8 protein-coding genes and 8 tRNA genes are annotated in these 13,206 nt (G+C 52.3%); 13 read left to right on the top strand and 3 right to left on the bottom strand.

All coding sequences use genetic code 11. The features are described from left to right. Positions 1 to 12 precede the first annotated feature (12 nt). From chiP to nagE, 3 genes are all read right to left on the bottom strand, one after another. Positions 13 to 1,425, bottom strand: coding sequence for a chitoporin ChiP (chiP, locus tag MUU46_RS17315; RefSeq protein WP_159754388.1), 1,413 nt, complete (start codon positions 1,423 to 1,425; stop codon positions 13 to 15). Between the two features lie 400 nt (positions 1,426 to 1,825). Next, the gene (gene glnS / locus MUU46_RS17310; protein WP_159754391.1) at positions 1,826 to 3,493 is read right to left on the bottom strand and encodes a glutamine--tRNA ligase; all 1,668 of its coding nucleotides are present in this window, start codon (positions 3,491 to 3,493) and stop codon (positions 1,826 to 1,828) included. Between the two features lie 304 nt (positions 3,494 to 3,797). Further along, positions 3,798 to 5,816, bottom strand: a complete 2,019-nt coding sequence (gene nagE / locus MUU46_RS17305; RefSeq protein ID WP_258966159.1) for an N-acetylglucosamine-specific PTS transporter subunit IIBC — start codon at positions 5,814 to 5,816, stop codon at positions 3,798 to 3,800. A 324-nt stretch (positions 5,817 to 6,140) separates the two neighbouring features. Between nagE and nagB the strand changes: the two genes are divergently transcribed. From nagB to MUU46_RS17240, 13 genes are all read left to right on the top strand, one after another. Next, a complete protein-coding gene (gene nagB / locus MUU46_RS17300; protein WP_097164779.1) occupies positions 6,141 to 6,941 on the top strand; it encodes a glucosamine-6-phosphate deaminase in 801 nt (266 codons plus the stop codon). A gap of 55 nt (positions 6,942 to 6,996) precedes the next feature. Continuing rightward, positions 6,997 to 8,145 carry an N-acetylglucosamine-6-phosphate deacetylase gene (nagA, locus tag MUU46_RS17295; RefSeq protein ID WP_159754397.1) on the top strand — a complete coding sequence of 383 codons (1,149 nt, stop codon included), beginning with the start codon at positions 6,997 to 6,999 and terminating at the stop codon, positions 8,143 to 8,145. 7 nt (positions 8,146 to 8,152) lie between these two features. Then, complete coding sequence (gene nagC / locus MUU46_RS17290) at positions 8,153 to 9,373, top strand: DNA-binding transcriptional regulator NagC (RefSeq protein WP_159754400.1); 1,221 nt, start codon at positions 8,153 to 8,155, stop codon at positions 9,371 to 9,373. An 86-nt stretch (positions 9,374 to 9,459) separates the two neighbouring features. Then, positions 9,460 to 10,212, top strand: coding sequence for a ribonucleotide monophosphatase NagD (gene nagD, locus MUU46_RS17285; protein ID WP_110510123.1), 753 nt, complete (start codon positions 9,460 to 9,462; stop codon positions 10,210 to 10,212). Positions 10,213 to 10,468: 256 nt separating this feature from the next. Next, positions 10,469 to 12,133, top strand: a complete 1,665-nt coding sequence (gene asnB / locus MUU46_RS17280) for an asparagine synthase B (RefSeq protein ID WP_258966158.1) — start codon at positions 10,469 to 10,471, stop codon at positions 12,131 to 12,133. Between the two features lie 229 nt (positions 12,134 to 12,362). After that, positions 12,363 to 12,439, top strand: a tRNA-Met gene (locus tag MUU46_RS17275). Positions 12,440 to 12,448: 9 nt separating this feature from the next. Then, positions 12,449 to 12,533: transfer RNA gene (locus tag MUU46_RS17270), tRNA-Leu, on the top strand. Between the two features lie 22 nt (positions 12,534 to 12,555). After that, positions 12,556 to 12,630 (top strand) — tRNA-Gln (locus tag MUU46_RS17265). A gap of 36 nt (positions 12,631 to 12,666) precedes the next feature. After that, a tRNA-Gln gene (locus MUU46_RS17260) sits at positions 12,667 to 12,741 on the top strand. A gap of 24 nt (positions 12,742 to 12,765) precedes the next feature. Next, positions 12,766 to 12,842 (top strand) — tRNA-Met (locus MUU46_RS17255). A gap of 6 nt (positions 12,843 to 12,848) precedes the next feature. Further along, positions 12,849 to 12,923: transfer RNA gene (locus tag MUU46_RS17250), tRNA-Gln, on the top strand. Between the two features lie 39 nt (positions 12,924 to 12,962). Beyond that, positions 12,963 to 13,037 (top strand) — tRNA-Gln (locus tag MUU46_RS17245). Between the two features lie 37 nt (positions 13,038 to 13,074). Next, positions 13,075 to 13,149, top strand: a tRNA-Gln gene (locus MUU46_RS17240). Positions 13,150 to 13,206 lie beyond the last annotated feature (57 nt).

The following is a 13,206-nucleotide window of genomic DNA, read 5'->3' as shown; positions in this document are numbered from 1 at the left end:
CCGCGCGACTTGTCAGAAAATGGTGAACGGGGCGATAACAATGAATTTCACGTCACGCTCATCCTGGAAGATATTGCCGTACCCCCCGCCATAGCTCGGGATGTCGGAGTGGTTGTCGTATTGAGTAAAGTGCAGCTTGAACAGCGTGCCTTTCGCTCGCCCTTCCTGAACGGTGTACATCGCGTCGAGGCTGTAAGCTGACTCTTTAATTTTGTTTGAGGCGATATCTTCGCGCTGACCTGCACTATTGATAAGCCAGTCAGACGGTTTAGCATCCCAGGCATAAACATAAGACGCGCCCACGGCCCAGCCCGGCATATCCCAGTTTTTCAGATCATACATACCGCCGAAGAACACCGCTTTTTCGCCGTTGGCGTTGAAGTCTGAGCGGTTATCCCACCAGATATCCAGTCGGCCGTTGGAAGAAGCATAGGTTGGGGTCATACGCTGAAGGAAGTAACCCTGCTGCCCTTCCGCTTTTACCCATGTTCCTTCGAGACGCAGGTCAACAACGTCGCCCACTTTATAACCTAAGGTCAGAGCCTGTAGCCACGCGGTACCGTCATAGATATCGTTGATAGTGTTGCTGCTGACGGTGTCACGCGCACCGTAGAACTGGTAGCTGGTCGAGAGCGGCGCCCCGGCGACATCAAATTTATAGCTGGCTTTGGCGAAGTACTGATCCATAAAGCCTTCAGCCTGACCAAATGCTGCTTCGAGCACCAGGTCATTTTTGAAGTCGTATTTAGCACCGATGGAGTGCAGATACTCCACTTTGGTTTTCTTGTCGTTCTGATAGAAATGATCAGTTTCAAGGTGCCACGGAGCTTTGTACTCGTTGGTCCACATATACGAGAAGCTCAACGCCCCGGCATCCCCGTAGTCAAAGTTTGCCCCGGCTTCAGCACCCTGATAAGTACCCGGCATGAAGCTCCAGTGCGGCGCTAACAGGGTCTGGCCAGTAGGCTGAATATAACCTGCGCGTGCCCAGGTCGGCCCCAGTTTAAATTTCGCGGCGGCTTTATACAGACTGATCCCACTCTTATCGCCAGACCAGTCTTCGTCATAGCCTTTATTAACAGAGGAGAACGCGATTTCGTTTGGGTGACCGCTTTCGGCGGATTCAGCCATTTCGATTGCGGTGAAGGCCGCAATATCCAGGCCGATAAAATCTGCAGCATAACCCGACTGGAAGTCGAGATTGGCGTTCCAGGTGGAGTGAGAAAGGTTGGTTTTGTACTTGTCGCCGTCGGTTACATCTTTACGGTCACGCTCGCGCTGCCAGTAATAGATGCCGCCGGTTAAGGTTGAATCGTCTATGAATCCTGCTGCACTGGCTTGCGGAACTGCCAACCAGCCCGACATTGCGGTGACCCCGGCAATAGCCAGCGCCAGCGTACTACGTTTGCCACTGAACGTACGCATGTGTATATCCTCTTTGACTTTTAAAAACGCGTTCGCAAAGCGAACAGCGATAAAAATTAAGTACTGCAAAAAAGTAGCGAGGCAGAAAAGTCCTAACGCTATGCATGTAGACTATTTTTCGCGACGCGAATTATCAATCCTTTTTCCGCACGAAAATGCAAGATTATGACAGGGCGCACATATTTGATTGCGTTTTGTTACACATGCACGTTTCAGCATGAAGCGACGAAAACCGCTAATAGCAGGGGCTTATCAATAAGAAAGGGAAAATGGCACTAAAAAATGTAACAAGGCCGAGGCGCTGTTTCATGAATGAAAATGATATTATTTCGCATCACGAAAATGACATAAAAAAAGCGCCGCATTGCGCGACGCTTTTTATTTTCAGCAAAAGCGAAACTTATTCGCCCGCTTTTGCCCAGGTATCACGCAGGCCAACGGTACGGTTAAATACCAGCTTCTCTGCGGTGCTGTAGCGGCTGTCGAGACAGAAGTAACCTTCACGTTCGAACTGGTGCGCTTTACCCGTTTGCGCGGCTTTCAGCGACGGCTCAGCATAGCCCTGCTTGATAACCAGTGATTCCTGGTTAATGACGGACAGGAAATCTTCTGCCGCGCCCGGGTTTGGTACGCTGAACAGACGATCATACAGGCGAATCTCAACCGGCAGCGCGTGACCTGCGCTTACCCAATGGATAACGCCTTTCACTTTACGGCCATCAGCCGGATCTTTACTCAGGGTTTCCGCATCGTAAGTACAGAAGATGGTGGTGATGTTACCTTCCGCATCTTTTTCAACGTGTTCGGCTTTGATGACGTAGGCATTACGCAGACGCACTTCTTTACCCATCACCAGGCGCTTGTACTGTTTGTTCGCTTCTTCTCGGAAATCAGCACGATCGATCCAGATCTCGCCGCTGAACGGTACATCACGGCTCCCCATTTCTGGTTTGCTCGGGTGGTTCGGCATAGTGACGATTTCGCTTTCGCCCTGCGGATAGTTTTCGATAACCAGTTTAACCGGATCGATAACCGCCATCGCACGTGGCGCATTTTCATTCAGATCTTCACGAATGCAGGATTCCAGAGAGGCGATTTCTATGGTGTTGTCCTGTTTGGTCACGCCAATGCGCTTGCAGAACTCGCGGATAGACGCGGCGGTGTAACCACGACGACGCAGACCGGAGATGGTTGGCATACGCGGGTCATCCCAGGCTTCCACATGCTTGTCGGTCACCAGCAGGTTCAGCTTACGCTTCGACATTACGGTGTATTCCAGGTTCAGGCGTGAGAACTCGTACTGACGCGGATGAACCGGGATGGAAATGTTGTCGAGCACCCAGTCATACAGACGACGGTTGTCCTGGAATTCCAGCGTACACAACGAGTGCGTAATGCCTTCCAGCGCATCGCTGATGCAGTGGGTGAAGTCATACATCGGGTAGATGCACCACTTACTGCCAGTCTGGTGGTGATCGGCAAATTTAATGCGATACAGCACCGGGTCACGCATGACGATAAACGGAGACGCCATGTCGATTTTGGCACGCAGACAGGCTTTACCTTCTTCGAAACCACCCGCACGCATTTTTTCAAACAGCGCCAGGTTCTCTTCCACGCTGCGGTCGCGATACGGGCTGTTTTTGCCCGGCTGCGTCAGGGTGCCGCGATATTCACGGATTTCGTCGGCAGAAAGTTCGTCCACATACGCCAGACCTTTATTGATAAGCTCAATCGCATACTGATGCAGCTTATCGAAGTAGTCAGAGGAGTAGCAAATCTCGCCGGACCAGTGGAAACCTAACCACTCAACGTCTTGCTTGATGGACTCAACGTATTCGATGTCTTCTTTCACCGGGTTGGTGTCATCGAAACGCAGGTTGCATTGGCCCTGGTAATCCTGAGCAATGCCGAAGTTCAGGCAGATAGATTTTGCATGACCAATGTGCAAATACCCGTTCGGCTCAGGCGGAAAACGGGTATGAACGGTCGTGTGCTTACCACTGGCCAGATCTTCATCGATAATCTGGCGAATAAAGTTAGTCGGGCGGGCTTCTGCCTCACTCATCGCGGGTTCCTCAAGGCGTAAACAACATATAACGGCGTATGATCTTATAAGCTGCGTGCAGAGACAACCCTTACTTAGAGAAAAAGCGCGGTTAGCTGTTGATCTGGGTTGTCCTGGCTCCATAAAAAAGCGGCGGAGGATAACCCCCGCCGCTAAGGCACATAATATTACCCGTCATACTTCACGTTGCTTGTACGTTGGCTGCATCCGCTCACCCCAGTCACTTACCTGAGTAAGTGACTGGGGATCCTCAGACTTGCCGCCTTCCTGCAACTCGAATTATTTTGGGTATACTCAGGAACGATTACTTGCCTTTAATCTCATACAGTGGTGTTACGCCTGCAACAACCTGACCCTGCGCCTTGATAACCAGACCGCTGAAGTCGTCGATGTTGCTGCAAACCACCGGGCTTATCATCGAGCGCGCATTGGCGTTCAGGAAGTCCAGATCCATTTCCAGGACCGGCTGACCTGCCACCACTTCTGCACCCTCTTCTACCAGGCGAGTAAAGCCCTGGCCGTTCAGCGCAACGGTATCGATACCCATATGGACAACGATTTCCGCGCCATTCTCGGTTTCGAGACAGAACGCATGATTGGTGTTGAAGATTTTAACGATGGTGCCTGCAGCTGGAGAAACGACCATTTTTTCGGTTGGTTTCACTGCCACGCCTTCACCGACAGCTTTGCTGGCGAAGGCTTCATCAGGAACCTGCTCAAGGGCAACCACATCTCCGGTCACTGGCGAAACCAGCGTGGCGATAGTTGCTGCATTTGGCACCGCCTGCGGTTTTGCTGCTGGTGCAGCGGCTGCAACCGGAGCGGCTTCTGCTGCCGCTACAGGTCCGGTGGTTTTCATCGCGTTAGCGATTTTTTCTGCAACAAAGCCGACGATAATCTGCACGCTGGTTTTGTTCAGACGAATCACACCCGACGCACCCAGGCGTTTCGCCAGCGCTTCGTTGACCAGAGAGGAGTCTTTCACGTTCAGACGCAGACGGGTGATACACGCATCGATCCCGGTCAGGTTGTCTGAGCCGCCAACGGCTGCAATGTACTGGCGAGCCAGTTCAGTTGCGTCCTGCTCTTTGCCACTGCTCACATTCACGTCCTGGCCATCGGCTTCGCTACCGGCAACAGCCAGTTCACGACCCGGAGTCATCAGGTTGAATTTGTTGATAGTGAAACGGAACACCACGTAGTAGATAACGAAGAACACCAGACCCTGAGGGATCAGCATGTACCAGTGGGTTGCCAGCGGGTTACGGACCCAAAGCATCATATCCACCAGACCGGCGCTGAAACCAAATCCGGAGATCCAGTGCATGTTGGCAGCGATGAACACGGAAATACCGGTCAGTACCGCGTGAATGAAGTACAGAACCGGCGCCACAAACATGAAGGAGAATTCCAGAGGCTCGGTGATACCGGTGAAGAAGGCCGCGAACGCGCCCGCCATCATGATACCCAGCACTTTGGCTTTGTTTTCCGGACGGGCACAGTGGTAAATCGCCAATGCCGCACCTGGCAGACCGAACATCATAATCGGGAAGAAGCCCGCCTGATAACGACCGGTGATACCAATTTCAGCTTTACCGGCAGCAATAGACTGCGCGCCGCCAAGGAAGTTAGGGATATCGTTAATACCGGCAACATCAAACCAGAACACGGAGTTCAACGCGTGGTGCAGACCCACCGGGATCAGCAGACGGTTGAAGAAGGCATAAATACCCGCACCCGCAGAGCCCAGCTTTTGGATGTGCTCACCGAAGTTCACCAGACCGTCGAAGATTATCGGCCAGATGTACATCAGGATGAAGGCTACGACGATCATGACGAAGGAGGTCAGGATTGGCACCAGACGGCGGCCGCTGAAGAACGACAGCGCTTTTGGCAGCTCAACGCCGCTGAAGCGGTTGTACAGTTCCGCAGAGATGATACCGACGAGGATACCGACGAACTGGTTTTCAATTTTCCCAAATGCCGCCGGAACCTGGTCCGCTGGAATTTTTTGGATCATTGCTACTGCAGCCGGTGAGCAGAGAGTTGTTAATACGAGGAAACCAACAAAGCCGGTCAGTGCTGCTGCACCGTCTTTATCTTTGGACATACCGTAAGCCACACCAATCGCAAACAATACGGACATGTGATCGATTATAGCCGAACCCGATTTGATCAATAGAGCAGCAAGAGCGTTATCACCGCCCCAACTCACCGGGTCAATCCAGTAGCCGACACCCATCAGGATGGCTGCGGCAGGCAGCGTGGCCACTGGCACCATCAGTGCGCGACCAACTTTTTGTAAATAACCTAGAACACTCACTTTTATTCCCCCTATGAGACCCCGAGCCGACTTAGTTAAAGCCGTATATTTTTATAGTGTGACTATCTTAAAGCACAGCAATGTATCACTAGCTCTAAGAGTGTGTGGAAAATTAATTCGCCTCGCAAATTAAAAGCACCTTTTTTGTGACTTTTATCACCAAATATCGTCTTCACCCCCTCTTCCGACTGGCTAACAGTGAAAACTTATTTTATCATTCGAAAAATCAGGACGGATTACCGCCTCTTGCAACCAAACCAGGTTACTCTTAACAGAGATACGGTACCAATCCGCCAACATTTATATTAACTATTGAGGTGAACAATGAGACTGATTCCCCTGGCGACAGCAGAACAAGTAGGCAAATGGGCCGCCCGTCATATCGTCAACCGCATCAATGCGTTCAAACCAACCGCGGATCGTCCATTTGTTTTGGGCCTGCCAACCGGTGGTACACCACTCACCGCATATAAAGCTCTCGTAGAGATGCACAAAGCGGGCCAGGTTAGCTTCAAACACGTTGTGACCTTCAACATGGATGAATATGTTGGTCTGGCAAAAGAACATCCGGAAAGCTACCACAGCTTCATGCACCGCAATTTCTTCGATCACGTTGATATTCCGGCGGAAAACATTAACCTGCTGGATGGCAATGCACCAGATATCGATGCAGAATGCCGTCAGTATGAAGAAAAAATCCGCTCTTACGGCAAAATTAACCTGTTCATGGGTGGCGTAGGTAACGATGGCCACATTGCATTCAACGAACCGGCTTCTTCCCTCTCTTCACGTACCCGTATTAAGACCCTGACCCATGACACCCGCGTGGCAAACTCCCGCTTCTTCGACGGTGACGTGACTCAGGTGCCAAAATACGCACTGACCGTGGGCGTGGGCACGCTGCTGGATGCTGAAGAAGTGATGATTCTGGTGCTGGGCCATCAGAAAGCACAGGCGCTGCAAGCGGCTGTTGAAGGTAACGTGAACCACATGTGGACCATCAGCTGTCTGCAGCTGCACCCGAAAGCGGTGATGGTGTGTGACGAGCCGTCCACCATGGAACTGAAAGTGAAGACGCTGAAGTACTTCAACGAATTAGAAGCCGAAAATATTAAAGGTCTGTAATTGAATCCCCGTCCCTTTTCGGAGGGGCGGAAGCATTTTTGATACCGGGGGTCGTATGTATGCATTAACCCATGGCCGAATTTATACCGGCCACGAAATTCTGGATGACCATGCGATTGTTATCGCCAATGGCCTGATTGAACGTATCTGCCCACAGGCCGATTTGCCGTCCGGGATTGAGCAACGCTCGTTAAATGGCGCCATCCTTGCTCCCGGTTTTATCGACGTCCAGCTGAACGGCTGCGGCGGCGTGCAGTTCAACGACAGCCCGGATGCGGTGACCGTTGAAACGCTGGAAATCATGCAGAAAGCCAACGAGAAATCGGGCTGCACCAGCTATCTGCCGACACTCATTACCTCCAGCGACGAATTAATGAAGCAGGGTATCCGTGTAATGCGCGAATACCTGGCGAAGTACCCGAATCAGGCGCTGGGTCTGCACCTGGAAGGACCATGGCTCAACATCGTCAAAAAAGGCACTCACAATCCGGATTTCGTGCGCAAGCCAGACCACGAGCTGGTCGATTTCCTGTGTGCTAACGCCGATGTGATAACCAAAGTCACCCTGGCCCCGGAAATGGTACCTGCCGAAGTGATCACCCGTCTGGTTGACGCCGGGATTGTGGTCTCTGCCGGTCACTCCAACGCGACGCTGAAAGAAGCGAAAGTCGGTTTCCGCGCAGGTATCACTTTTGCCACGCATTTATATAACGCCATGCCTTACATCACCGGGCGTGAGCCGGGTCTGGCAGGCGCGATTTTCGATGAAGCTGACGTTTACTGCGGCATCATTGTTGATGGCCTGCATGTTGATTTCGCTAACGTACGTAACGCCAAACGCCTGAAAGGGGACAAGCTGTGTCTGGTCACCGACGCCACGGCTCCGGCAGGCGCACACATTGATGAGTTCATTTTTGCTGGTAAAACAATATACTACCGGGATGGACTGTGTGTGGATGAGAACGGCACTTTAAGCGGTTCAGCATTGACCATGATCGAAGGCGTGCGTAACCTGGTAGAACACTGCGGAATCGCGCTGGATGAAGTACTGCGTATGGCGACACTCTACCCGGCCCGCGCTATCGGCGTTGACAAACAGCTGGGAAGCCTCGCACCAGGCATGGTAGCCAACCTGACCGCGTTCACGCGCGATTATAAAATCACTAAGACCATCGTTAATGGTAACGAGGTCGTTGCTGAGTAAGTAAAGTATGACATCAGGCGGACAAGCTCAAATTGGTAATGTTGACCTCGTTAAACAACTTAACAGCGCGGCCGTTTACCGCCTGATTGACCAGCATGGTCCTATCTCGCGCATTCAAATTGCCGAACAGAGCCAGCTTGCTCCCGCCAGCGTGACCAAAATCACGCGTCAGTTAATAGAACGCGGCCTGATCAAAGAAGTCGATCAGCAAGCCTCCACGGGGGGCCGCCGCGCTATTTCGATAATTACCGAAACCCGCAATTTTCACGCTATCGGCGTGCGCCTTGGGCGTCATGACACGACCCTCACGCTCTACGATCTGAGCAGTAAAGTCATCGCCGAAGAACACTACCCGCTGCCGGAGCGCACCCAGGAAACGCTGGAACACGCGCTGCTCAACACCATCGCCACCTTTCTTGAAAACAGCCAGCGCAAAATCCGCGAGCTGATTGCTATCTCGGTCATCCTGCCGGGGTTGGTCGATCCGGAAAGCGGCGTTATCCGCTATATGCCGCATATTCAGGTGGAAAACTGGGGCCTGGTCGGCGCGCTGGAAAAACGCTTCAAAGTGACCTGCTTTGTCGGCCACGATATCCGCAGTTTGGCTCTTGCAGAGCACTACTTTGGTGCGACGCACGACTGCGATGACTCTATTCTGGTGCGCGTTCACCGCGGAACCGGCGCCGGGATCATCTCTAACGGTCGCATTTTTATCGGTCGTAACGGCAACGTCGGCGAGATAGGTCATATTCAGGTCGACCCGCTGGGCGAACGCTGTCACTGCGGCAACTTCGGCTGTCTCGAAACCGTCGCCGCCAACGCTGCCATCGAACAACGGGTACGCCTGCTGTTGGAAAAAGGCTATCAGAGCAAAGTCTCGCTGTCTGATTGTTCCATTAAAGCTATCTGCAAAGCTGCGAATAAAGGCGATGCGCTGGCCAGTGAAGTGATTGAACAGGTTGGCCGCCATCTGGGTAAAACCATCGCCATCGCCATTAACCTGTTTAACCCGCAGAAAGTGGTTATCGCGGGTGAAATCACCGACGCGGAAAAAATCCTGCTGCCCGCGATTGAAGGTTGCATCAATACGCAGGCACTGAAAGCGTTCCGTCATAACCTGCCTGTGGTGAAATCTGAACTGGATCACCGCTCCGCGATTGGCGCTTTCGCCCTCGTCAAACGCTCCATGCTCAACGGAATGCTGCTCCAGCGTCTGCTGGAAGGTTAACCGCCCTTCCCTCCTCCCGCAGCACAGGCAGACGGGAGGATAATGTGTATAATTACGCCTTTCCTAAATAAGACGTCGGACAGTCCATGACCCTTCAGAACATCATTTGCGATATTGACGGCGTGCTGATGCACGATAACGTCGCCGTTCCCGGCGCGGCGGAGTTTTTGACCCGCGTGCTGGAGAAAGGCATGCCGCTAGTATTGCTGACTAATTACCCTTCGCAAACCGGTCAGGACCTGGCCAACCGCTTCGCCACCGCGGGTGTCGACGTGCCGGACAGCGTGTTTTACACCTCAGCAATGGCAACGGCCGATTTTCTGCGTCGTCAGGAAGGTAAAAAAGCGTATGTGGTCGGCGAAGGGGCGTTGATTCACGAGTTGTATAAAGCCGGGTTTACCATCACCGATGTGAATCCCGATTTTGTTATCGTGGGTGAGACGCGTTCCTTTAACTGGGAAATGATGCACAAAGCGGCATTCTTCGTGGCGAACGGCGCACGTTTCATTGCCACTAACCCGGACACCCACGGCCGTGGATTCTATCCGGCCTGTGGCGCATTGTGTGCAGGGATCGAGAAGATTTCCGGGCGCAAGCCGTTCTATGTCGGCAAACCCAGCCCGTGGATCATCCGCGCCGCACTGAACAAAATGCAGGCCCATTCAGAGCAGACTGTTATCGTCGGCGATAACCTGCGCACCGATATTTTGGCGGGCTTCCAGGCCGGTCTGGAAACCATTCTGGTGCTCTCTGGCGTGTCGACCGTGGATGACATCGATAGTATGCCGTTCCGACCGTCGTGGATTTATCCGTCGGTGGCCGAAATCGACGTAATCTGAATGAAAACCACGTCCCCGGGCGTGGTTTTCTGTTTTACACACCGCAAAACAGAGTCACATCTAATAAAACACGCTATAAATTGCACAATCGTTAATCTTGATGGCAATTAACTACCTGTTTTTCACTATTCCCTAATCCTCATTGCATTATTTCCTGTAACTCCGGTAATTCTCTTGCGCACTCGCCCGCTTTACGGCATTTTTTAAGTCATGCAACGCCACAACAACACGCAACAGAATTAACGGAGAAGTCGCTATGTGTTCTATTTTCGGTGTACTGGATATCAAAACGGACGCGGTTGAGCTGCGTAAAAAAGCGCTGGAGCTTTCTCGCCTGATGCGCCATCGCGGCCCGGACTGGTCAGGCGTATACGCCAGCGATAAAGCAATTCTGGCCCATGAGCGTCTGTCTATTGTCGACGTCAACGCCGGTGCCCAGCCGCTGTACAACGAAAAGAAAACCCACGCGCTGGCCGTAAACGGTGAAATCTACAATCACCAGGCGCTGCGTGCAGAATACGGCGACCGTTATCAGTTCCAGACCGGATCCGACTGTGAAGTCATCCTGGCGCTGTATCAGGAAAAAGGCCCGGAATTCCTCGACGAGCTGGAAGGTATGTTCGCTTTTGTGCTGTACGACAGTGAAAAAGATGCCTACCTGATCGGCCGCGATCACATCGGGATCATCCCGCTGTATATGGGTCATGACGAACACGGCAACCTGTACATTGCCTCTGAAATGAAAGCGCTGGTGCCGGTTTGCCGCTCCATTAAAGAATTCCCGGCAGGCAGCTACCTGTGGAGTCAGGACGGTGAAATTCGTCCTTATTACCAGCGTGACTGGTTCGATTACGACGCAGTAAAAGACAACGTCACTGACAAAGCCGAGCTGCGTCAGGCGCTGGAAGATTCCGTGAAAAGCCACCTGATGTCCGACGTGCCTTACGGCGTGCTGCTCTCGGGCGGTCTCGATTCTTCTGTGATTTCTGCTATCACCAAGAAATTTGCCGCCCGCCGCGTGGAAGATCAGGAACGTTCTGAAGCCTGGTGGCCGCAGCTGCACTCTTTCGCAGTCGGCCTCGACGGTTCACCGGACCTGAAAGCCGCACAGGAGGTGGCAAACCACCTGGGCACCGTGCACCATGAAATTCACTTCACCGTGCAGGAAGGTCTGGATGCCATCCGCGACGTGATTTATCACATCGAAACCTATGACGTCACTACCATCCGTGCCTCCACGCCGATGTACCTGATGTCACGTAAAATCAAAGCGATGGGCATCAAGATGGTGCTGTCCGGTGAAGGTGCTGACGAAGTGTTTGGTGGCTACCTGTACTTCCATAAAGCGCCAAACGCGAAAGAACTGCATGAAGAAACCGTGCGTAAACTGCAGGCGCTGCACATGTTTGACTGTGCTCGTGCCAACAAAGCGATGTCTGCCTGGGGCGTTGAGGCGCGCGTGCCTTTCCTCGACAAAAAATTCCTCGACGTGGCAATGCGTATTAACCCGCAGGATAAAATGTGCGGCAACGGCAAAATGGAAAAACACATTCTGCGTGAATGCTTTGAATCCTATCTGCCGGCAAGCGTGGCATGGCGCCAGAAAGAACAGTTCTCCGATGGCGTAGGCTACAGCTGGATTGATAGCCTGAAAGAAGTGGCTGCAAAGCAGATTACTGACAAGCAACTGGAAACCGCGAGCTTCCGCTTCCCGTACAACACGCCGTCTTCCAAAGAAGCGTATTTGTATCGTGAAATCTTCGAAGAGCAGTTCCCTCTGCCAAGTGCGGCAGAATGCGTTCCTGGAGGCCCGTCAGTCGCCTGCTCTTCCGCTAAGGCTATCGAATGGGATGACGCGTTCAAAAACATGAACGATCCGTCAGGCCGTGCGGTAGGCGTTCATCAGTCAGCCTACAAATAACGTCACGCTTTTAACAATGGGCCCTTCGGGGCCCATTTTGCGTTATGGTCGATAATCGGACGGATAAAAGACGTAATAATCAATTATTGCCGATAAATTCGCCTCGCTGTTCGCAACCTAACCAAACAGTCACATTCCGGCCATTTTCCTTGAAAAAGAAGTTGACGCTCATTGGCTCAATACGCATAATGCGCCCCGCAACGCCGATAAGGTAACGCGAAAAAAAGATGGCTACGTAGCTCAGTTGGTTAGAGCACATCACTCATAATGATGGGGTCACAGGTTCGAATCCCGTCGTAGCCACCATCTTTTTTTGCGGGAGTGGCGAAATTGGTAGACGCACCAGATTTAGGTTCTGGCGCCGCAAGGTGTGCGAGTTCAAGTCTCGCCTCCCGCACCATTTCCAATAAGCGTTGCACGGATGGGGTATCGCCAAGCGGTAAGGCACTGGTTTTTGATACCAGCATTCCCAGGTTCGAATCCTGGTACCCCAGCCATTTTTTCCCAGACTAAGCGTTTTCACGTGAGTCAATTGGGGTATCGCCAAGCGGTAAGGCACTGGTTTTTGATACCAGCATTCCCTGGTTCGAATCCAGGTACCCCAGCCAGTCTCACTGGCAAAACAAAATTCAGGCTACGTAGCTCAGTTGGTTAGAGCACATCACTCATAATGATGGGGTCACAGGTTCGAATCCCGTCGTAGCCACCATATTTTTGGGGTGTCGCCAAGCGGTAAGGCACTGGTTTCTGATACCAGCATTCCGGGGTTCGAATCCCTGCACCCCAGCCATTTAGTAAACGATGTACAAATACTGAAAAGAACACCTGATGGGGTGTCGCCAAGCGGTAAGGCACTGGTTTCTGATACCAGCATTCCGGGGTTCGAATCCCTGCACCCCAGCCACTTTTCAATCAGCATCGTAAAGCATCAAGAATTCTGTTGGGGTATCGCCAAGCGGTAAGGCACTGGTTTCTGATACCAGCATTCCGAGGTTCGAATCCTCGTACCCCAGCCACATAAACAAAAAGCTCGCTTCGGCGGGCTTTTTTGTTTTTGTCATTCTGCTGATTGA

The organism is Scandinavium tedordense (genome assembly GCF_024764965.1).
GTDB classification, from domain to species: Bacteria; Pseudomonadota; Gammaproteobacteria; order Enterobacterales; family Enterobacteriaceae; genus Scandinavium; species Scandinavium tedordense.
This window is presented reverse-complemented; position numbering and strand designations above follow the sequence as displayed.

Excerpts from the sequence above, each read along its gene's own strand:
- nagB (WP_097164779.1), top strand. The coding sequence starts at position 6,141 with ATGAGACTGATTCCCCTGGCGACAGCAGAACAAGTAGGCAAATGGGCC.
- asnB (WP_258966158.1), top strand. The coding sequence starts at position 10,469 with ATGTGTTCTATTTTCGGTGTACTGGATATCAAAACGGACGCGGTTGAG.
- chiP (WP_159754388.1), bottom strand. The coding sequence starts at position 1,425 with ATGCGTACGTTCAGTGGCAAACGTAGTACGCTGGCGCTGGCTATTGCC.
- nagA (WP_159754397.1), top strand. The coding sequence starts at position 6,997 with ATGTATGCATTAACCCATGGCCGAATTTATACCGGCCACGAAATTCTG.
- nagD (WP_110510123.1), top strand. The coding sequence starts at position 9,460 with ATGACCCTTCAGAACATCATTTGCGATATTGACGGCGTGCTGATGCAC.
- glnS (WP_159754391.1), bottom strand. The coding sequence starts at position 3,493 with ATGAGTGAGGCAGAAGCCCGCCCGACTAACTTTATTCGCCAGATTATC.
- nagC (WP_159754400.1), top strand. The coding sequence starts at position 8,153 with ATGACATCAGGCGGACAAGCTCAAATTGGTAATGTTGACCTCGTTAAA.